At 40.4% G+C, this 22,014-nt stretch carries 20 protein-coding genes; 9 read left to right on the top strand and 11 right to left on the bottom strand.

The genetic code is table 11. The features are described 5' to 3' along the window. The first annotated feature begins 134 nt into the window (after positions 1-134). From ffh to H148_RS0114840, 3 genes are all read left to right on the top strand, one after another. Positions 135-1,463 (top strand): signal recognition particle protein, encoded by a 1,329-nt coding sequence (ffh, locus tag H148_RS0114830; protein ID WP_029035498.1) that lies wholly within the window; start codon positions 135-137, stop codon positions 1,461-1,463. A gap of 76 nt (positions 1,464-1,539) precedes the next feature. Next, on the top strand, positions 1,540-1,911 hold the full coding sequence (locus H148_RS0114835) for a four helix bundle protein (protein WP_029035499.1): 372 nt from the start codon (positions 1,540-1,542) through the stop codon (positions 1,909-1,911). Between the two features lie 27 nt (positions 1,912-1,938). Continuing rightward, entirely contained in the window at positions 1,939-2,838 is a 900-nt protein-coding gene (locus tag H148_RS0114840; protein ID WP_029035500.1) for a bifunctional 5,10-methylenetetrahydrofolate dehydrogenase/5,10-methenyltetrahydrofolate cyclohydrolase, read from the top strand. Positions 2,839-2,840: 2 nt separating this feature from the next. Here H148_RS0114840 and H148_RS0114845 read toward each other — a convergent pair whose 3' ends face one another. From H148_RS0114845 to H148_RS0114880, 8 genes are all read right to left on the bottom strand, one after another. Then, positions 2,841-3,248, bottom strand: coding sequence for a YkvA family protein (locus H148_RS0114845; protein ID WP_029035501.1), 408 nt, complete (start codon positions 3,246-3,248; stop codon positions 2,841-2,843). Positions 3,249-3,266: 18 nt separating this feature from the next. Further along, positions 3,267-4,286, bottom strand: coding sequence for an AI-2E family transporter (locus tag H148_RS0114850; protein WP_029035502.1), 1,020 nt, complete (start codon positions 4,284-4,286; stop codon positions 3,267-3,269). Positions 4,287-4,297: 11 nt separating this feature from the next. Continuing rightward, positions 4,298-4,723, bottom strand: a complete 426-nt coding sequence (locus H148_RS0114855) for a VOC family protein (protein WP_029035503.1) — start codon at positions 4,721-4,723, stop codon at positions 4,298-4,300. A 3-nt stretch (positions 4,724-4,726) separates the two neighbouring features. Beyond that, positions 4,727-4,966 carry a DUF7218 family protein gene (locus H148_RS0114860; RefSeq protein WP_029035504.1) on the bottom strand — a complete coding sequence of 80 codons (240 nt, stop codon included), beginning with the start codon at positions 4,964-4,966 and terminating at the stop codon, positions 4,727-4,729. Positions 4,967-5,018: 52 nt separating this feature from the next. Further along, on the bottom strand, positions 5,019-5,873 hold the full coding sequence (gene rluF / locus H148_RS0114865; RefSeq protein ID WP_029035505.1) for a 23S rRNA pseudouridine(2604) synthase RluF: 855 nt from the start codon (positions 5,871-5,873) through the stop codon (positions 5,019-5,021). A 16-nt stretch (positions 5,874-5,889) separates the two neighbouring features. Then, positions 5,890-6,447, bottom strand: coding sequence for a hypothetical protein (locus H148_RS0114870; RefSeq protein ID WP_029035506.1), 558 nt, complete (start codon positions 6,445-6,447; stop codon positions 5,890-5,892). 13 nt (positions 6,448-6,460) lie between these two features. Continuing rightward, a complete protein-coding gene (locus H148_RS0114875) occupies positions 6,461-7,990 on the bottom strand; it encodes a helicase HerA-like domain-containing protein (protein ID WP_029035507.1) in 1,530 nt (509 codons plus the stop codon). A gap of 61 nt (positions 7,991-8,051) precedes the next feature. After that, entirely contained in the window at positions 8,052-9,113 is a 1,062-nt protein-coding gene (locus H148_RS0114880) for a S66 peptidase family protein (RefSeq protein ID WP_029035508.1), read from the bottom strand. 131 nt (positions 9,114-9,244) lie between these two features. On the opposite strand from H148_RS0114880, the gene H148_RS0114885 reads away from it, so the two are divergent. Beyond that, entirely contained in the window at positions 9,245-10,234 is a 990-nt protein-coding gene (locus tag H148_RS0114885; protein WP_029035509.1) for an N-acetylmuramoyl-L-alanine amidase, read from the top strand. Positions 10,235-10,257: 23 nt separating this feature from the next. Here the strand turns inward: H148_RS0114885 and H148_RS0114890 are convergent, their stop codons facing one another. Further along, positions 10,258-12,342, bottom strand: coding sequence for a S9 family peptidase (locus H148_RS0114890; protein WP_029035510.1), 2,085 nt, complete (start codon positions 12,340-12,342; stop codon positions 10,258-10,260). 67 nt (positions 12,343-12,409) lie between these two features. After that, entirely contained in the window at positions 12,410-13,648 is a 1,239-nt protein-coding gene (locus H148_RS0114895; RefSeq protein WP_245583436.1) for a D-alanyl-D-alanine carboxypeptidase/D-alanyl-D-alanine-endopeptidase, read from the bottom strand. Positions 13,649-13,897: 249 nt separating this feature from the next. On the opposite strand from H148_RS0114895, the gene H148_RS0114900 reads away from it, so the two are divergent. From H148_RS0114900 to H148_RS0114920, 5 genes are all read left to right on the top strand, one after another. Then, a complete protein-coding gene (locus H148_RS0114900; RefSeq protein WP_029035512.1) occupies positions 13,898-16,987 on the top strand; it encodes a SusC/RagA family TonB-linked outer membrane protein in 3,090 nt (1,029 codons plus the stop codon). A 12-nt stretch (positions 16,988-16,999) separates the two neighbouring features. After that, the gene (locus tag H148_RS0114905; RefSeq protein WP_029035513.1) at positions 17,000-18,415 is read left to right on the top strand and encodes a SusD/RagB family nutrient-binding outer membrane lipoprotein; all 1,416 of its coding nucleotides are present in this window, start codon (positions 17,000-17,002) and stop codon (positions 18,413-18,415) included. Positions 18,416-18,482: 67 nt separating this feature from the next. Beyond that, positions 18,483-19,166: a peptidoglycan recognition protein family protein gene (locus H148_RS0114910; RefSeq protein ID WP_037325485.1), complete on the top strand. Its 684-nt coding sequence runs from the start codon at positions 18,483-18,485 to the stop codon at positions 19,164-19,166. Then, the gene (locus tag H148_RS0114915) at positions 19,163-20,638 is read left to right on the top strand and encodes a M14 family metallopeptidase (RefSeq protein ID WP_029035515.1); all 1,476 of its coding nucleotides are present in this window, start codon (positions 19,163-19,165) and stop codon (positions 20,636-20,638) included. Before H148_RS0114910 ends, H148_RS0114915 begins: the two co-directional genes overlap by 4 nt. 117 nt (positions 20,639-20,755) lie before the next feature. Next, positions 20,756-21,388 carry a 7-carboxy-7-deazaguanine synthase QueE gene (locus tag H148_RS0114920; RefSeq protein WP_029035516.1) on the top strand — a complete coding sequence of 211 codons (633 nt, stop codon included), beginning with the start codon at positions 20,756-20,758 and terminating at the stop codon, positions 21,386-21,388. A 47-nt stretch (positions 21,389-21,435) separates the two neighbouring features. Here the strand turns inward: H148_RS0114920 and H148_RS0114925 are convergent, their stop codons facing one another. After that, positions 21,436-22,011, bottom strand: a complete 576-nt coding sequence (locus tag H148_RS0114925; RefSeq protein WP_029035517.1) for a DUF2911 domain-containing protein — start codon at positions 22,009-22,011, stop codon at positions 21,436-21,438. Between the last annotated feature and the right edge of the window lie 3 nt (positions 22,012-22,014).

Genomic DNA, 22,014 nt, shown 5'->3' on the forward strand with positions numbered 1-22,014 from the left:
GGAAGAAAATTATTTCCGGAGAAAGAGAAATATTTTAAAGTTGAAGTGGAGTTGAAAAAGTTTTCACTTCGGCCTCAAATCATTAAATTTGCAACTGTTGGTTGAAAACCGGCAGTTTAAAAATCTGAGAGATTATGTTCGAAAGTTTAAGTGATAAGTTAGATAATGCCTTACACGTCCTAAAGGGACACGGGCAAATAACTGAAGTCAATGTTGCTGAAACTCTTAAAGAGGTAAGGCGGGCTCTGGTAGATGCCGATGTGAATTATAAAATCGCTAAGGAATTTACTTCTACAGTAAAGGAAAAGGCATTGGGGCAGGACGTTCTTACCGCTTTAAAGCCGGGACAGATGATGGTGAAGCTCGTAAAAGACGAGCTTACTCAATTAATGGGAGGTGAAGCCGAAGGAATAAATCTTTCAGGAAATCCTTCTGTGATCCTTATGTCGGGATTACAGGGAAGTGGTAAAACGACTTTTTCCGGAAAACTGGCGAATTATTTAAAAACAAAGAAGACCAAGAAACCTTTGTTGGTTGCTTGTGACGTTTACCGTCCAGCAGCAATCAATCAGTTACATATAGTTGGAGATCAGGTAGGAGTTGAGGTCTTTAGTGATGAAGGCAATCAGGATCCTGTTGCGATTTCTAAGGCTGCGATTGCTCATGCAAAAGCTAATGGTCACAATGTGGTGATCATTGATACCGCGGGACGTCTTGCTGTCGATGAGGCGATGATGACCGAAATCGCTAATATCCACAGTGCAATTCAGCCGCAGGAAACTCTTTTCGTGGTGGATTCCATGACAGGACAGGATGCAGTAAACACAGCTAAAGCCTTTAACGACCGCCTTAATTTCGACGGAGTTATCCTCACCAAATTAGACGGGGATACCCGGGGTGGTGCGGCGATTTCAATTAAATCTGTAGTCAATAAACCAATCAAGTTTATAGGTACAGGGGAAAAAATGGATGCCATTGACGTGTTCTATCCTTCCCGTATGGCCGATCGTATCCTGGGAATGGGAGACGTTGTTTCCCTTGTGGAAAGAGCCCAGGAGCAATATGATGAAGAGGAAGCAAGAAAACTTCAGAAGAAGATTGCCAAAAATGAATTTGGATTTGATGATTTCCTGAGCCAGCTTCAGCAGATCAAGAAGATGGGATCGATGAAAGACCTTATGGGTATGATTCCCGGGGCAGGAAAAATGTTGAAGGATGTTGAAATTGATGATGATGCTTTCAAACCTATTGAAGCTATTATTCATTCCATGACTCCCGAAGAGCGCTCGAAACCGTCATTAATTAATGCATCAAGAAAGAAAAGAATAGGAAAAGGTTCGGGGACTTCAGTACAGCAGGTAAATCAGTTGCTAAAGCAGTTCGGACAAATGAGCAAAATGATGAAAATGATGCAGGGCGGCGGCGGCAGAAAAATGATGCAGATGATGAAGGGTATGAAGTAGTTATAAAGTTAGCAGTAGGCAGTGCAAAGTAGGCAGTTGTAAAAGCATTTTTAGTTAAACTCTGTAGAATTACCAGATGAGTTTTAAATCATTAATGGCATATCAAAAAGCTTTTGCTCTGGCTATGGAGATTTTTCATCTTACAAAATCATTTCCGGTAGAAGAAAGATTTGCCCTAACCAACCAGATTGTTAGATCCTCCAGAAGTGTTTGTGCAACAGTTTCAGAAGCATATCGTAAAGGAGATTACTTGAAACATTTCAGGAGTAAATTAACCGATGCAGACAGTGAAAATTCCGAAACTCAATTGTGGCTCGATTTTGCTCTTGCCTGTGAATATATCTCCAAACAAAAACATGAAGATTTGCAGGACCAATCCCTGCAGGTTGGAAGATTAATTAATTTCATGATCATTAATCCCGGGAAGTTTGGCGTTAAAGACTGCTAACTGCTCACTAATAACTGCACACTAAGAATGACTCTCCTCGACGGTAAAAAATTAAGCAACGATATCCAGGAAGAAATTGCCCTGGAAGTACAAAAAATGAAAAAGCGTGGGGAGAAGGTCCCGCATTTAGCTGCCATTATTGTTGGAAGCGATGGCGCAAGTTTAACCTATGTAAACGCCAAGGTTAATGCGTGTAAAAGGGTAGGATTCGAATCATCTGAATACCGTATGTCCTCTAATACAAGTGAGTTGGAGCTGCTGGCAAAAATTGAGGAGCTAAACAATAATGATGATATTGACGGGTTTATAGTACAATTGCCCCTACCGCCACAAATTAACACTCAAAAGGTTCTTTTGGCTGTAAGCCCCGACAAAGATGTGGATGGTTTCCACCCCACCAATTTTGGAAAGATGTCCCTTGATATGACCTCCTTTATTCCGGCAACTCCTTTCGGCATCCTTGAAATGCTGGAACGTTATGATATTCCCACAAAGGGAAAGCACACTGTTGTAATTGGAAGAAGTTATATTGTTGGAAGACCAATGAGCATCCTGATGGGCAGACAGGGCTTTCCGGGGAATTCGACGGTAACCTTAACTCACGAATTCACTAAGAACATCACTCAGATAACTTCGCAGGCAGACATTATAATCATTGCAGTGGGAATTCCTAATTTCCTGAAAGCCGAAATGGTCAAGGATGACGCCGTGGTTATTGATGTTGGAATTACCCGCGTACCGGACGATTCCAAACCTAAAGGGTACAGAATCTCCGGAGACGTGGATTTTGAAAATGTCTCAAAAAAGGTGAGCTATATTACTCCCGTTCCCGGCGGTGTGGGTCCCATGACCATAGCTATGCTTTTAAAGAATACTTTACTGGCCAGGGAAACTCACCGCAGCAGAAAAATGGAATTAAAAGATTAGTTTCAGGAACTTAGACCTTTAGCTTCTTCAATCTTCCAATCGAGATAGGCGTGTAAATCGGACTCTATGAAGCGTACAGCTATTGTAAAAAGTGCGAAATCGTCTACGTAACCTACTCCCGGTAAGAAATCGGGTACCATATCTAATGGATTGAATACATAGATTAGTGTTAAGCCTATTGCTGCAATGGTAAACCACGGGGCGTGGGTGTAATTTCCTTTCTTATAATCTTTGAGCATTCCGAACATAAGTTTGCCTAATTCGGCATACTTTTTCATCCCCGAACTATTCATCTTTTTATCAATGGCTTTTCTGTTCTTCATTACCATATCAAGATCTCCGTCGTCTACATTCGAGATCTCAGATTTTAAATAATCTTTGTTGATCTTCTTTTTTACATTCTCTAGCATAGCATTAATTTTTTAGTGTTAAAGTTTATTTTCTGTTTTTCCGTATTCGTGCTTATATATCTTTAAGATAAGCAAAAACAGGGATACGAGCAAAGGCCCGAATATTAAACCAATAAACCCGAAAAGAGGTACACCCACTATTACCCCGAAGAGGGTGATCAAAGGGTGGACACTTGCCAATCGGTTCAATATATAGAGGCGCAGGATATTGTCCGTAATATTAACTATAACCATTCCGTAGATGATTATAAAAATGGCCTGCCATTCCATACCCATTGAATAGAGTAAAATAGTTACAGGGACAATTCCTATAGCTGTCCCAATAAATGGAACCATTGCTCCAATCCCGGTGATCACAAACCAGAATAGAGGGTCGGGTACTCCGGCAATAAGGTAACCGATTAGCGCTACAATTCCCTGAAAAAAAGCAACAAGAGGGATTCCCAACGCATTGGATTTGACCATTTCATCTCCTTCATGCCCAAGTATTTCAAGATTATCTTTTCCAAGAGGAATATACGAGATCACCAGGTCCTTCAACTTATCCCTGTTCATCAACATGTAGAACAACAGGAAATACATAATACTTATAGCTATAAAAGCCTGGAAAGTTCCTGCGCCCAGAGATTGTAAATTGTTTGACAGCCAATTCGTAACCCTGGAAGAATCAATGCTCTGGCTAAGGTCGTAGCCAACGTAAATTTCAGCTTCATTTACCTGATCCTTTACTGCCTGCAGGACCATTTCGGAATTGGCAACAGCTTTTCCAATTTTGGCAGTAAGCATGATCGCTGTTAGAGTGATGGGAACCAAGATACCCACAAAAGAAAGGAACATGAGAGTAGCTGCAGATATTATTGGTTTCCAGCCCCTCCGAACCATCCAGCCCATCGGCTTTCTCATGATAACATACAGAGTAATGGCGCCAAGAATTCCGGAAAGATAAGGTAGGACCTCCCGAAAGATCAAAACCAAAAGGAATATAATGAGGAGTAGTACGAACAGTTGCCGTACTAAAGATGGTTTCAATCTGTTCATTTATCAGGTAATTATTTCGCGAATAATTGATTTATATTTTTAAAGGCTTTGAATTCGAGAGCATTGCCACTTGGGTCTTTAAAAAACATAGTGGCCTGTTCTCCAACTTGTCCTTCAAAGCGAATATAAGGTTCAATTACAAAGGAAATGTTCTTGTTGGCTAACTCTTGTGAAAAAGACTGAAAGGTATCCCAATCGAGGACTACACCAAAATGAGGAATTGGTACATCTTTGCCATCTACAGGATTACTGCCTGCATCTCTACCTTCGGAAGCTGCCTTGTAGTGGATCACCAGTTGATGTCCAAAAAAGTTAAAATCTACCCAGTGATCACTGCTTCTTCCTTCTTCGCAGCCTAAAGTATTTCTATAGAACTTCCGGGCTTCTTCCAAATTGTTAACAGGTATCGCAAGGTGAAAAGGTTGGATTTTTTGCATTTTCTAGTGGTTTCGTAAGGCGTTGATCAATTCTTTCTTGCTCATTTTTGACCGGCCTTCAATTCCTACTTCCTTTGCTTTCTTGTAAAGATCCTCTTTACTGCGGTCTTCGTACTTTTCTCCTTTACCACCCTTCTCGCCGGAGTTTGATGAATTAGCAATCCTGGCAGCCTTTTCTTTACTGGCTCCCTTATCTCGTAAAGCTTCGTATTGGTCTTCGTTCTTGATTCTGTTATCTGGCATATTTTTTTATTAAAAATAAGCAGATACAGCCAAATATTTGCTTAATTCTCTGTTAAGATTCCCTGTTTCTTGAGTTTTTCCGGGACTTCTGTTTGTGATATGGTTTTTTTTTCGTTCTCTCTTTTGGTTCTGTTTTTTCCGTCCTTAATGCAGTAGCTGGTGAATTGTCATTTAAAGAGGCCTCTTTTGTCTTTACAGATTCACTCGTTAACCTATCGAGTTGCTCGAGTTCTTCTTTGGTAAGATGTCGATACTGTCCAATTTCCACATCCAATTTGATATTCATGATCCTTACTCGCTTAAGCTTTACTACTTCATAACCGAGATATTCGCACATACGGCGTATTTGCCTGTTCAGACCCTGGGTAAGAACGATCCTGAAAACAAATTTGCTTAGTTGTTCTACTTCACATTCACGGGTTACAGTCTCTAAAATGGGAATTCCCGAAGACATTCTTTGAATGAAATCTGGCGTAATAATTCTATCGACTGTAACTATGTATTCTTTTTCATGATTATTTCGGGCTCTTAAAATTTTATTTACAATATCACCATCATCTGTGAGTAAAATCAATCCTTCGCTGGGTTTGTCCAGGCGCCCTATGGGAAAGATTCGGGTGGGAAAATTGATATAGTCTACTATGTTTTTTTTTTCGGCGGGATTGGTAGTGCAAACAATTCCTATAGGTTTATTGAAGGCGAGGTAGACATTGTCCTTTTTTGGTGGGACTATAAGTTTTCCATTGACGCGCACCTCATCGTTGGGACTTACTTTTGTCCCCATTTCTGGTATTTCACCGTTTATCGTCACTCTTCCCTGTTCAATGAGTGTGTCGGCCTTTCTTCGGGAGCAGTAGCCTACTTCACTCAGATATTTATTTAAACGGGTAAGATTTTCAGAAGACATGGAAAAATTTTAAGGATTAATCCCAATCGATCATAAAATAATTAATCTTCGCATCATCGGGGATTTGTGAAGCCTGTATTCGGGTTTGCGTATCATACCGTAGTTCTACCGGCAGTTGCTTTTTATCAACAGTCACGTATATATTTAATTCATCAATGAAAATCACGGCTGCACTTAAGGTGTTCTCTATCCTCGAAATGTTGTAGTTTTCAACAATTTCTTTAAAAGTACTTTCTTTACCAAGACCTCTTGCAGTTTTATACCGTGGATCAAGCACCTGGACAAAACCTATTGTGCTAGTTGAATCAAAAGCCTGTACAGGTTCAATGAGGAGAAGCTTATTACCTTCCTTATCGAAAACTTCAATTTCATTGCTTTTTCGATATAATTCGCTGTTGCTCACCTGTTTCACAATCGAATCTTCGGCAAAAATAGAATCAAGTTGATTAATTCTAATATCACTGGTTAACCCGCCAATGCTATTGGCGCTTATTAGAAAAGGATCCTGTTCTTTTTCACATGAAACAAGGACACCTGTAGTGATAATAAGTAAAGATAAAATGCTTTTTCGCATGATTATGAAGTAATTATTTTAAAAGTTTATTGAGTACTCCCATCACACCTCTTATAAAAGTAGCGCTGGTGAGAACCTTAATTACAGCTTTTTGTGAATCGCCAGCTGAGCTGGTGCGTCTTCGGGAGCTGGTTTTTTCTATCTTCTTCCTCTCCTCTTCGGCTTTTTCTTTTGCTCTTTCCCGATCTGCCCTCTCAATTTTTTGGGTCAGGATCTCGTAGGCACTTTCACGATCAATATTATGGTTGTACTTTTCTTTAAGTGTTGAATTGTCAATTAGATCCTGTAATTCTTCTTCGCTCAGGATATCCATTCGACTCATTGGTGCCCTTAACATTGTTGCCGCAAGCGGAGTAGGTCTTCCTTTTTCATCAAGAGCTGTAACCAGCGCTTCCCCAATTCCTAACGTCGTGAGTTCATCTTTGGTATCGTAAAAATCTGAAACAGGATAATTTTCTGCAGCCAGCTTAATTGCTTTTCTGTCTTTAGCGGTAAATGCGCGAAGTGCGTGCTGTACTTTTAACCCCAGTTGTCCCAGCACATCTGCAGGAACATCGGCAGGATTTTGAGTGACAAAAAATAAACCTACGCCTTTTGATCTAATTAACTTGACAATACTTTCAATCTGGTTCAGTAAAGCATCTGAAGCCTGATCAAAAATAAGATGCGCCTCATCTATAAATAACACAAGTCTAGGCTTGTCGCTGTCTCCCTGTTCAGGAAAACTGTTGTAGATCTCCGCCAGTAAACTCAGCATAAATGTTGAAAAAAGCTTTGGGCGATCCTGGATATCTGTTAATCGTAAAATATTGATATAGCCACGGCCGTCGCTGTTCTTTCGTAATAAATCCTCAACCTCAAAGGATCGCTCGCCAAAAAAGAGGTATGCACCCTGTTGTTCAAGAGTTACAATATTTCGTAGAATAGCTCCGGTTGATGCAGCTGAAATTCTTCCGTAGGACTTTTCAAATTCCTCTTTCCCGTCTTCTGTGGAGTATTGCAGAATCTTCTTAAGATCTTTAAGATCCAGAAGTGGGAGATGCTTATCATCACAGTATTTAAAAATGACCGACATTATTCCGCTTTGTGCAGGAGAAAGTTCAAGGATCCTGGAGAGCAGAACAGGACCAAATTCAGTCACTGTCGCCCGTAACCTCACTCCATTCTCTTCGGAAAGGCTAAGGATCTCCACCGGGGAACCAGTTGCTTCAAAAGGAAAGTTTAATTTGTCATGGCGAGACAGGATAAAGGCTTCTCCGGCTGAAGGTTTAAATAAACCGCTCATGTCTCCTTTTACGTCCATAAGCAACACCGGAACTCCCTTTTTTGAAAGGTTTTCAGCAAGAATTTGCAAAGTCTTGGATTTGCCTGTTCCCGTAGCACCGGCAATAAGACCGTGGCGGTTCAGGGTCTTCAGGGGAATTTTAACTGCAGCTTCTGGATAGACTTCTCCCTGGTGCATGGCAGCACCTAAATAGATAAATTCTCCTTTTGTTTGATAGCCGGACGATAAAAGTTCTGTAAAATGCTGTTTATTGAACACCTTTAAAGTTTTTATAAAAGTAAGAATTGTGAGGGATTCCTAACTTTCAAATCATTTGAATTTATTCAACAGCCGGGTTGAGCAGTCTGAAAGTTCCTTCATTGGCGTCCATAGCGGCCCGTATACCATTAGGAATAGTGAAGTTATCGCTAATGTGGCCAATCATAGTTCCCGAAAATGCCGGTATATTTTTAGTTTCTAAATAATGATCTAAAACCTCTTCAATGGTCAAAGAGCCATAACCACCGGCTCCACCCGGTTCACAATCGCTGCATTTCCCGAAGATAAAACCGCTTATTTGATCAAAAACACCACCCAGTTGCAGCTGGGACATCATTCTGTCTACCGCATAGATTCTTTCACCTACGTCTTCCAGGTACAGGATTTTCCCCCGCCAGTCGGTAGGAAAATACGGAGTTCCCATAAGTCCGGTGAGGACCGAGAGGTTGCCACCCAGCAATTCTCCGGTTGCCGTTCCGGGAGCGATTGTCCTTATGCGGTTCTTGGTTTGAGTTAGCAGTCCGCCTTTGTCGACAGGATTGGAGTATTGTACAGCCTCAGCTTCAAAAAGGAGATCTTTAAAGTGTTCAACAGCAAAAATATTCCAGGTGGAGGTTGCCAAAGGACCATGAAAAGTTACCAAACCAGTTTTTTTATAAATCGCAAGATGCAAGGCAGTAATATCACTATAGCCAATGAATATTTTTGGGTTCTTCTTTATTGTCTCGTAATCCAGCAGTGGTAATATCCTGGCTGCCCCTGAGCCGCCTCTAAGACATATTATCGCATCGACTTCAGGGTCTCTCCACATGTCGTTAAATTCCTGTGCACGCTGCTGGTCTGTACCTGCGAGATGACCATATCGCGTACGAACAAATTCACCCAACTTAACCTTTAGCCCAAGAGCTTCCATAGATTCTATGGCAATTTCATAAGGTTCAGATTCGTAAATGGCTCCCGCAGGGCTTATGATACCGATAGTGTCCCCTTGCTGCAAAGCCTCGGGAACTATTATATCTTTAGAAATGTGAATGAAATTAGTTGATATGGGATTTCCAAAGGCACTTAATGGCAGAGCCATGCTTCCAATGCCCATGTTGCGAAGGAATTTTCTTCTTTCCATTGTTTAGTCTCTTTTGAATTTAATCGGTTAAACGTCACCTTAAACCAAGGCCAAATTAAATTAATTATATTTATAAGGAAATTATATTCCGTTTCATCAAGATAAAAAAATAAAATTTTACCGTTTATATTATGAAATTCCTGTTTTTGTTGCTCCTTATTGCTTTGTCTTTTCCCTTTTACTCCCAAAGCCAGGATAGTGGTTTAGCTGGAAAGACAATTATTCTGGATGCGGGACACGGTGGTACGGCGCTTACAGATAAATTCCGGGTCGGACCAACTGGTGAAAGGGAGGAATGGATAAATTTAAGGGTTGCATTAATTTTACAGAATCTTTTGGAAGCTCGTGGTGCCAGGGTGATCATGTCGCGGGTATCTGACGAGAATGTTTTGTTGTCAAAACGTGCCGAACTCGCCAAAGAAAATGAGGCAGATTTGTTTCTGTCTATTCATCATAATGCCACAGCTGATCCAGAGGTTAATTTCCCGATTATTTATTTCCACGGAAATACCTCAGAAAATAAAGCCAGTGTCCTATTAGCCAGGAAAATTGCCGATGCACTTCTTAATAATTTCTTTGAACCCTCTACTCCGGTAAGTATAGCTTCAGATTATACTATTTTTTCAAATTCAGGAACTGCGGTCCTTAGAAATACGTATGGTATTCCCGGAGTTATAGCAGAAGCTTCATTTTTCACTAATCCTTCCGAAGAAAAGTTATTAAAGGATCCGGTTCACAATAGAAAAGAAGCCTTAGCTTATTTGGCTGCAATAGAGGCATTTTTCAAAGAAGACAGATTACCTATTCTTGAGAAAAATTCATTAGTAGATTTGCCTCCGTTTGATACTTTTCAGGAAGCTGAAAGGCTCACAGAGCAGGCTCTATCCTGGTATCAGGATTGTAAGCAGGCGAAAGAGCTAATGAAGAGCGGTAATTCTCAAAATTTAGAAAAGGCGTATGATCTATTCACCCGGTCTGCCCGTTCTTTTCCCGATTCTTTCGTTGCAGCGGAAAGCCATATGAGAAGAGCCGAAATACTTTATATTCTGGGGAAAGAAGAGCAGGCAAAGATTGCGGCGTTACGCGCTCAGGAATATTTTGCTACTCTTGAAGTAAAGTAAAGCAAGATGTCAAATGGGTTAATTTATTCTTTTAAATTACGAATTAAAAAATCTGTTATAGCCTGATCTACTTTTACCATGTTAGAAAATTTCATCCAGTGATGTGTTTCATTGGGAATCATCATAAAATCATGAGGGATTTCTTTCTCTTCCAGTCGTCTCACAAGGTTTGTAGTATGGCTTACATGCACATTGCGATCATCATCACCATGAATGAGTAAGACCGGTGACTTCCAACTATCCAGATAAGCAAGAGGAGAAGATTCCCATGCAATTTTTTTAGCCTCTTCATAGTCGGGAGCAACCTCATATCCTTCAGGAAGGTCGTATCGGTTTTCAAAATCATGGACACCGTGAATATCTACTCCTACTTTAAAAAGATCCGAATCTTTACCCAAAGCAAGGGCGGTCAGGTAGCCGCCATAGGATCCTCCATAAATTCCGATTCTTTCAGCGTCTACTTCAGGTAACCCGGCTAAATATTCTCCGGCTGCCTTGATGTCCTGATATTCTGCTGCACCTTTATAATAAGTGTTGTCGGGCTTGTGAAAATCATGTCCATATCCAATTCCCAGACGATAGTTTACGGAAAGAACTACAAAACCCGCGTTAGCCAGAAATTGGTTGATGGCATAAGTGTTGGAGTAATAATCCATGTAGCTCCAGCCTAACAGCATCTGCCGTTGTGGTCCCCCATGAACAAATACCACTCCCGGTTTTTCTGCAGGTCCTGTATCTGTCTGGAATAACTGGCCGTAAACAAGTGTTCCATCAGGAGCACGGAAAGTCACATGTTGAGGTTCCACTAATTCTTCCTGAGGAAAGTCTTGTGGAATGGATTCTTTAGCTAAAACGCGCATGTTTCCTTCCTTCAAAATTGTAGGTAACAGAGGCCTTTTTGCAGTGGCGCTTAAAAAGGCCAGTGCGTCCTGATCCCCTGTAAATACCGGATAAGCTTCAATTCCTGTACCTGTTGTTTTCCATGTTACATCCCCTCCCGCGACAGGAACTATTCCAATATGCCGTCGGTCAATATCCTCGGGCATAGGTCCTGCATTGGCTGAAAAAACCAAAGATTTACGGTCTGGGCTCATATTGACATGTTCTACATGATAAGGTCCCGGAGTCAGAAGCATGGGCTCTCCCAATTCTGCATCCATGGAATAGAGGTGCGGCCAACCATCTTCATAAGAAAGAAATACTAAACGATCTTCTGCCGCCCAGTTAAGATTAAAACCTCCATGAACTGTGGGTATGGAGCCGCGTAAAGTTTCCGGAGCTTTCCATCTTTTAAGACTTTCTCCATTTTCTAAATCGGTTATCCATATTTCCCATGGTCTGTGTCGCTGTTCCAAAAGAGGCAATTCTGCGCCCTCTCCTCCAGAGGTTCTTACAAATGCAATTTTTCTTCCATCTGTGGACCATCGAGGGCTTCGATCATGATGAAATCCCGGGTTTATCCATCGGATATTCGAGTCCTCATAAATGCCAATAAATGAATGGTCCTCTCTATCAGCAACAAAGGCCAGACTTGAACCATCAGGAGAATATGTGAGAGAATGAACATCTCCTTTTATCGCCATTGTTTTTTCCGGAGTATTTTCTGATGCTAAATCGGCAGTCCAAACATCTCCATTTCTTAAGAAAGCCACTTGATGAGGTTTCCCAATTGTCGGGCGATCCCCTTCACCAATATATTCGGTTTTTTTGTCTTCCAGGTTGATCTTCCATATTCCTACTTCGGGCGGAATCGGCTTGTGTAATGGATTCACCGGTCTCTCTGCATTTCCTCCTCCATGATCTCCTCCCCGAACAAAAAGAAGAAATTTACCATCAGGACTGAACTGGAAGCTACTAATTTCCTGTCCATCATCTGAATTAAAACTGGTAATCTGCTCTGGCACATAATCGGGTCCGGAAGCCAGGAAAACATTTCTTTTTCCTTGTTCGTTCATTGCCCATGCAATTTGATTTTCAGTTGGTGAAGAGGTTAATTCTGATGGAAAAGGAAACATTGCAACCTCTTTCATGCTAAAAGTTTGACTAAGACTTGAAAAAGAGGTGCAGAGGACTGCCAGGATGAGGTTAATGATTAAACGTTTTTTCATTCTTATACTTGTTTTGAGAAGTGATGACTGTATTTTGCCCTAAGGGACGTTAATTTCCTTTTCCCACTCAGTAATTGAGGTAAATATTCCGCAAAATTTTCTCCATGCCTCTTTTAATTTCTGACGATGGAACGGTATAATTGTTATTCATAAAACTGAAAATCAAAACCTTTCCTTCTTTAGTCCGCAGAAAACCGCTGAGCATATGAGCATTGCTCAAAGTACCTGTTTTCGCAAATATGTAAGGCTCTTCTGCTTTGTACCAATTTTTAATCGTTCCCGACTCCCCGCCTGCAGGCAAAAGTTCAAACAGGCGGTCCATAGGCACTTCTTCCTGAATTTTTTCGAGCAGTTTTACAACTGACCTGGGGGTGAACTTGTTGTAATTGGACAATCCTGAACCGTCTACCCAAATTGGTTCATCAGGTAAATCCTGTAAATGATTTTTTTTCATAAACTGAATGGCATTTTCAGCTTTTAGAGAATCAGAGATTTGTTGGGCGCTCATCATAAGGAGTTGCTCGGCAATAAAATTATCGCTTACCTGAAGCATTCTTTTGTATAAGCTATCACTGGGAATGCTGTAAATAGTTTTGGCTGGAGGAAAATGATCTGGCACTTCTCTAATTTTTTCTATTTCTTTATTTAAAGTGTCTCTTAATAGTTCTACAACAAGATTTTCAGAATAAATAAAAGGAACTTCCTGCTCTTCCTCTTCATTTCCAATTTGATGTTTATAGAGGAACCTGTTTTTAGATCTATCCCTGTATGCTGTAGATGATTTTCCAGTATAGCCGGAATTGGCTATAAGAGAATCTTTGAAATGAGTTGGCAAGATTCCCGGTTGGTTTTCACCAGGATCAAACTTAAAATTTACGGTATTTCCATACATTGGAAAAGCTCCTCTTTCTGCGGAATAGTACCAGTTATAATCATCCCACGACCAACCTGGTCCGAAATGTTCTTCGCTATACTTTGGTGCTGCATAAAATAAATGTTCTTGTCTGTCCTGAAGAAAAGAAAGCACATTAGATTCCTCAAATTCTTTGTGCAGAAAAGAAGGGTCTCCGGTTCCCCAAAAGACGAGGGAATCATGATGAATAGTATATTTTAAGGCAGGAATTGAATCTCCTAAAATTTTCAATCCTGTGTAAAATGTGAAAAGTTTAGTGTTGGACGCAGGAGTGAAATACTTGTCACCATTGTGATCGTATATAATTTCTTCCTTTTCAGGGTCATATAAAACAAAACCCTGAAAACCAGTATCAAAGGCATTTGTCTTTTGTAAAAATTCTTCTGTCTCCATGGTCAGTTTCTTGGTAGACGAACAAGAACTGAATAAAAAACAGAATGAGATTAAAATATAAAATAGGTTAGAGGGAGGTAGGGTAATTTTTGCCTTTTTATTCTGCATATGTAAATAATGTGAGGGGTTTAATTTAAGATAAATTTAGAGTAAATTGTTATTTTTCGCCTACATTATTAAATTTTTGTTAGATTGCAATAGCGCTTTTAAAGTAACAGCTTTTATCCAAAACTAATTAAATAACCAATAATGAAAAGGAAAGTTAATTTCATGGTCTTATTCCTGATTCTGTTTCAATTTACCGAAATTTTGGGGCAGGAAAGAGTTATAACAGGAACCGTAACTGATGCTAGCAGTGGAATGCCACTGCCTGGAGTGAATGTAATTATCGAAGGGACCAATGAAGGTACCGTAACAGATTTGGATGGGGAATATAGCCTATCGGTTGAGGAAGGAGAAACACTCGTTTTTTCCTCTATCGGTTTCGGAACGAGAAGAATTGTGGTTGCGGGACAGGAGGTTATAAATGTTCCTTTAGAGGTGGATTTGGAAAGCCTTGATGAGGTGATAGTCACTTCGTTCGGTATTAAACAGGAAAAAAAGGCATTAGGTTATGCAGTGGAAGAGATAAATGCAGAAGCCATCACCGAAACAAAGCAACAAAACGTCGTGAGTGCGTTGCAGGGACAGGTGGCCGGAGTGCAGGTAACTAATTCAGGTGGTGCCCCGGGACAAAGTGCCAGAATTCTGATAAGGGGAGTAAACTCTCTGGATCCTAATGCTGATAATCAGCCGTTGTTTGTTATCGATGGTGTACCTATCAGTAATTCAACCATAGAATCTTCGGGTACTCCGCGAGGTCTCTCTAACAGGGCTGCAGATATTAATCCTAATGATATTGCCTCCATGAGTATCCTTAAAGGAGCAGCGGCAACAGCTCTTTATGGAGTTCGGGCTGCTAATGGAGCCGTAATTATTACAACCAAAAGTGGTCGGGCTGGGGAAGTAAGAGTAAATATTAATAGTTCCATTGGTTTCGAGGAAGTAAATCGTTTTCCTAATTTTCAGGAAGTTTACGGGCAAGGTTTTTCAGGTGACTATGATGCAGATTCCTTCTGGCCTAACTGGGGACCATCTATGGAAGAAATTAATGCTATAGATCCAGATGTTGTCTTTCATGACATTTGGAGAGACGCTCTTCGTACCGGTGTGCAATACGATAATAGTATTAATATATCAGGAGGTAGTGAAAATGTTACCTTCTACGGCTCTCTCAGTAATTTTGATCATGAGGGAGTTATGCCCTTCAGCACATGGGGAAGAACTACGGCAAGATTAAATGGAACGGCGGTCATGAGTGATAAATTTAGGTTTGAAGGTAATATCAGCTACACGATATCTGGTGGAGACAGAGTTCCTCACGACCGCTTCATGGAAAGAATGGTTTATTGGGCTCCAAATCATGACGTATTAGATTACATCAATCCCGATGGAACTATGAAGACCTACGGTAATACCAACCCTATTTATGATGCAAGATTTAGTACCTTCGAAGATGAGGTGAACCGCACAACCGGGAATTTTAAATTTATATATGAACCCTGGGAATGGATAGACATCAACTACCTTATCGGGACAGATTACTATACAGATAGTAGAACTGAAATTACTCCTGGACCATTGGGGATAGAAGGGGAAAGGCCTTTAAGTAGTACGGGCTTTATTAGTGAAACAAGAATAGAAAGCAGGGATATTAATTCCAACTTTTACATACAGCTAAATCGTGACTGGACAGAGAAGTTCACAACTACTTTACTTTTGGGGAATGACATTTTTGAACGAAATTTTGGACTGCTAAATAGCACCGGAGAGGATTTTGTTATCCCCGGTTTATACGATCTAAGTTACGTTAATCAGATTTCAACCTACCAGGATTTACGAAAGAAGAGGCTTGTTGGATTATATGGAGATCTCATGATAAATTACGATGATATGTTGTTTCTGAACTTTACAGGTAGAAACGACTGGACCTCCACTTTGCCCATTGGTGGTAATTCCTTCTTCTATCCTTCTGTGAACCTAAGTTTCGTTTTCACTGAAGCCTTTGAAGCGCCGGATTATTTCACTTTTGGAAAGTTCCGGGCTTCATGGGCAGAAGTTGGTAAAGACACAGATCCATATTTGATCGGACAGACTTATACTGCTCCGGGAATCTACCCTCTGCGAGGGCAAGTGGGCTTTACGAGGTTTAGTAGATATGGAGATCCAGAGCTAAAACCTGAAGAAACAACTTCTATTGAAGTAGGTACAGATCTTCGGTTTTTTGAGAATAGATTGGGAATAGACTTTACCTGGTATAAAACCAATAGTAGAGATCAAATAATACCTGTACCGGTGTCTGATGCTACCGGTTTTTCCACATTCGTTACAAATGCAGGAGAGATAGAGAATAGAGGGATTGAACTTAAATTAACAGGAACCCCGATCCGTACTGAAGATTTTGAATGGACTATAGGTTTTAATGTTGCTCGAAATAATAACGAAATTATTAGTATTCGGGAAGGAATAGACGAAATAGTATTGGGTAGCCAGTTTGGATATGGAGGAAGTTCTGTAACCATGAAATTAATTGAAGGAGAGGCTTATGGAAATCTTTTTGGAACCAGTTATGAAAGATTTGGAGCTGATGAGGATGCACTTTTCCTTAATGAAGATCTTCCTATCGTAATTGGACCCAATGGTTTCCCGGTGATAAACAGTGAACAGCTAATCCTTGGTAATGTCACTCCTGAATGGGTTGGAGGATTACGAAATGAATTTGGTTATAAAGATTTTAACCTTTCCTTTCTCGTGGATTTCAGAACAGGAGTGGAGCAGTATAGCCAATACGATAACTTCTTCTCGGCTTTTGGTATTCCTGAATATACATTGAATCGTAATGAAACTATCGTATTTGATGGAGTGCTGGCAGATGGAAGTCCCAATACTCAGGAGGTGTTCCTGGGACAGGGGGAAGGTCCAGATGGCAGAAATTATGGAGCCGGTTTTTACAGAAATACCTATCGAAGAGTGAGTGAAAATTTTATTCATGATGCTTCATATGTTAAATTAAGGAATATCACCTTGGGCTATAATTTTGCCGAGGGTCTTCTGGATGGTCTTCCATTGCGATCAGCCAGGATTTCCTTAGCTGCCAATAATATTATTTTATACACTCCCTGGGATGGTTTCGATCCTGAATCTTTTAGTGCAGGAGCGGGTGGTAATGCTGTAGGCTTTACAGGATTAGGATATCCGGGTGTCAAAAGTTACTTCTTTACAGTTAATTTAGGTTTTTAAAAAAAAATGACTATGAAAAACATTAATAGAATATTTAAGCTTTCTTTTTTCATGGGGCTGGTTCTAAGCTTTACCTCATGCGATGATTATCTGGACATAAATGTTGATCCTAATAACCCAACAGAGGCCCCGATCAGCGGACTTCTTGTGAATACTACATTGGAGACAGCACAGAATACATTTAGACTGGGAGATATTACTTCAAACTATGTGCAACAATTGGCCTCTCCCAATGAAGCGAGTACTTCAGACATTATGGAAAACGTAAGCCATGGAAACACGTGGTTTAACTTGTACAATGTCATGACAGATCTTCAGGATCTTATTATTAAGTCAGAAGAACTAGGTGCAAGCCACTACACAGGTTCAGCACAGATCATGACGGCTTTAAACCTTGGAATGACCGTAGATGCATTTGGTAGTGTGCCATACAGCGAAGCATTTGATTTTGAAACCATTACACCGGCCTATGATGATGATGAGGTGTTATATACTGAGGTCATCAGACTTTTAAACGATGGACTTTTTAATTTACAAGAGGAATCTACCTTCCTAATGGGAAGTGATGACTTCATTTACCAGGGCGATGTGGAAAAATGGATAAAATTTGGAAACATGCTTAAGGCAAGATATCTCAATCATCTTAGCAAAACAGATGCCTATGATCCAACTGCAATTTTGGCTGCGGTAGAGGAAGGTTTCGAAAGCAATGATGATGATGCTCAGATAATTTATTTTTCAGAGCGATTTAATCCCTGGGCTCAGGTTGCAATAAATAACGAAAATCTACTTCTGGGAGGTTGGATCTCAGAGCATTTTATTAAGGCGCTTGATGGTACAACATTTGACGTATTCGATCCAAGGTTACCGCTACTGGTAGGAGAAACTGATGACGGCGAATACATAGGAGTGGTAAATGGTGCAGGAAGAGGAGATGCGGCTGCCGCTGGTGCAAGATCGACACTCACACCCGAAGATTTTTATTCCTCTCCCTTATCCCCACTGGTAATAGCTTCTTACGCGGAGCAAAAGTTCATTGAAGCTGAAGCTGCATTCTACGTAGATAATACCAGAGCTTACGAAGCATATCTTGAAGGTATTAGAGCGCATATGAGAAAAGTGGGTGTGCCTTCAGATGAAATTCAGGAATATATTAATAGCCCGGGTGTAAGCGTAGGTGCTGCCGATCTTGAATTGGCAGATATTTTTAGACAGAAATTTATCGCTTTGTTCCTTCATCCTGAAGCTTGGGTAGACGCGCGAAGGTTTGATTACCAATATGAAGGTTTTACGCCTCCTGTTAATCTTAACCCTGATCTGGACGGAGAATTAATAAGACGCCTTGGTTATCCCGATTCAGAAATAAGTAGGAATGGAAGGAACGTACCAGATGTTTCTCTTACAGATCCGATTTTCTGGGACGAATAGAAATTTTTTAAATGGCTTTTAAAAAAATCTCCCGATCTTGTTGGGAGATTTTTTATTACCCGATGTTATGAAAAAAATCACGCTTTTCTTTTTATTGTTTATTTGTCTTTCCTCCTGTGGTTCTGCCAGAAAAATTAATAATAGGATAATTGATAGACCGATAATTTTTAATGAAGACAGGAAAGAGCTCAGTGTGCAGTACATGAAAGAACATTATGGTCTGGAACAGGAAGAGCCGCGTATTATACCTAAGATGATCGTGTTGCATTGGACAGCTATTCCAACGTTGGAGAAGTCATTTAAGGCTTTTAAAAATCCGCGTCTCCCTAGTAGTCGAACAGAAATTTCCGGGGCAGGAAGTTTGAATGTTTCCACGCAATTTTTGGTAGACAGAGATGGAACCATCCTCCGGTTGATGCCCGAAACTATGATGGGACGGCATGTTATAGGGTTGAATCATGTTGCTCTGGGAGTAGAGAACGTGGGTGGCACAGAGGAAACACCGCTTACTAAAGCTCAGCTAAAGTCAAATATTTGGTTAATCAAATATTTAAAATCGAAATATGATATAGAATATGTCATTGGTCATCACGAATATCAAAATTTTGAAGATCATGAACTTTGGCTTGAGAAAGATGAAGGTTATCGTACGACAAAGTTTGATCCCGGAGAAGAATTCATGCAAAAAATAAGGGCAGCTATAAAGCATCTTGATTTTAAACCTGTTCCTCAAAAAAATGATGAAATATGAAATATAGATATTCAAAAATAGCATTTCTTGTCCTGTTTCTTTTTAACTCCTTATGGACTTTATCACAGGAGGAAGAGGTTATTACTAAAATTTTAGAGAACTACGAAGATTATAAAGAAACCTCTTTGCAGGACCGGAGGTTTACCTACAGTGATCTTCAGCCTTTGATTGCAAAATGGGAGGATCATCCTGCTGTTGATGTCCGGAAGGTGGGAGAATCCATAGAAGGACGCGATCTAATGCTCTTGAGTATGGGTGCGGGTAAAACAGACGTTTTTCTGTGGTCGCAAATGCACGGGGATGAATCTACTGCGACAATGGCTATTTTTGACCTGTTGAATTTTTTGACCGATGATTCTTTTTCTGAAGAAAAAAAGGAAATATTGAGTGAACTCAGGCTGCATTTTCTTCCAATGCTTAATCCCGATGGTGCTGAGGGATTCGAAAGGAGGAATGCTTTGGGAATAGATGTAAACCGTGATGCACTGCGATTACAGTCTCCCGAAGGGAAAACTCTTAAAAGAGTGAGAGACAGTCTTGAAGCTGATTTTGGGTTTAACCTACATGACCAGAGTCGGTATTACAATGCTGAAGGAAGCTACCATCCCGCCACAATTTCTTTCCTGGCGCCAGCCTACAACTACGAAAAAGACATTAATGAAGTGCGGGGAAATGCGATGAAGGTGATTGTGCAAATGAATGAGCAGCTTCAAACGAGTATTCCAGGGAAAATAGCCAAATACAATGATGATTTCGAACCAAGAGCGTTTGGGGATAATATACAGAAGTGGGGTACGAGTACAATTCTGGTTGAATCGGGAGGTTACCCAGATGATCCTGAGAAACAAGTAATCCGAAAATTAAATTTTTCCGCGATTTTGGCAGCACTTTTTTCAATTTCTGATGAAGATTATCTATCGGCCGACATTTCAGATTATCAAAAAATTCCAGAAAATGATAGTAAACTATTCGATCTCAAATTGACCGGATTAAATTATGAACTTTTAGGAGAGAATTATATTCTTGACTTGGGTATCAATCGGGCTGAAGTGCCTGCAAAAGCTGAAAAAGGATTCTACTACCGCAGCCGAATAGCAGACCAGGGAGATCTCTCTACCAATTTTGGATATGAAACCCTGGATGTTTCCGGATATACCTTAATACCCGGGAAAGTTCATTCTGAAATGATGACTAATCTTGAAGCTCTTGCCAACCTGGATTTCCAGGATCTACTTTCCCGTGGAATAGCCTATGTGAAAGTTAAAGATTTAAAGGAGGACCAGGATTTTACAAAGTACCCAATCCAGATTGTAGGGGCGAAATATCAAATTCCTGAAAAATTAGAGATAGGAGTGAACCCTACTTTTTTTCTTGAAAAAGGCGGGGAACTGGGATATGCTATTATAAATGGCTTCGTCATAAAATTAGATGAAGAGGATCTGCAAATTGATAATGCTCTTATTTTGAAATAGAATCGAATAAAGAATGTTTTTTGAGGGTGAAGATGATTTCTGTTTCAATTTTTTGGGCCAGAATGATTCGAAATTTCGATAATCTGAGGTGTTCGTTTTTGATTACCTTTGCCGCTTATGAATGAGAAGGAAATGAACAAATTGGTGGAGCAGGGAAAGATGCTGCCGCTAATGGAAGAATTCTATACAATACAGGGCGAAGGGTTTCACAAAGGAACTGCTGCTTATTTTATAAGAGTGGGCGGCTGCGATGTGGGTTGCCATTGGTGTGATGTCAAAGAAAGCTGGAATGCTAAATTGCATCCTCCTACTGGAGTAGAGACTATTGTTGAAAATGCCGTGAAGAGCAGTAAAACGGTGGTAGTAACAGGAGGGGAGCCGCTCACCTGGAATATGGAGCCGCTTACCAGGGGTCTAAAGGAAAAAGACGCTAAAATTCATATTGAAACTTCGGGAGCTTATCCACTTACAGGGGCCTGGGACTGGATATGTCTTTCTCCCAAGAAAATTAAACTTCCCACCGCAGAGATCTATGACGTGGCGAATGAACTGAAGGTGATTGTTTTTAATAAACATGATTTGATATTCGCAGAAGAACAGGCGGCGAAAGTCAATAAAACCTGTATTCTCTACTTGCAACCGGAATGGAGCAAACGGGAGAAAATAATTCCACTTATTGTGGAGTACGTCATGCAGAATCCCAAATGGAAGGTCTCCCTTCAAACCCATAAATATTTAAATATCCCATAAAAAAAACGCCCTCTTAAAAGGGCGTTTTTTTTAGTCTTAGCAATATATTACATCTTCTCCTTAAATGGCACTTTAACGTATTGGTCATCCCATCCAATGAAGAGATCTGCTCCATCATTACTTTCTGCAAAGCTCATGGAAAGTGCATCAATAGGTACAGGTGATTTTCTTACCGGTACTGTGATACGTGCGACATCCTGTTCTACGTGATAGTCATAAGCGCCCCAAACATTGGTACTGTTATTAAGTATAATCGTCCATTCTTTTTCTCCGGGAACTGTATAAAGGGTATAGGTTCCTTGTTTAATCGTTTTGTCTCCTACCATTAAATCTTCATACAAGGTAATTTCTGTAGCCTCATTAGCTCCTGTTCTCCATACCTCGCCATATGGTACAAGCTTTCCAAAAACCTCTCTATCCCGGGTCTGAGGACGGCTATAAAGTACTCTGGCCATAGGTTCATTGTTCTCACCCCTAAATAAAGCAACATCCATAGGACTAACATCCAGCTTCGAGAAGTTAGGCCCATCATTATCTTTTAGAGTTTCGGTTTGATCCTGAGCAGATAATTGGGTAGAAAATGACCCGGAAATCACTGCGAACATTATAAGAAATTTCTTCATTTT

The sequence above is a fragment of the Salinimicrobium terrae DSM 17865 genome, assembly GCF_000424665.1.
Classification (GTDB): Bacteria; Bacteroidota; Bacteroidia; order Flavobacteriales; family Flavobacteriaceae; genus Salinimicrobium; species Salinimicrobium terrae.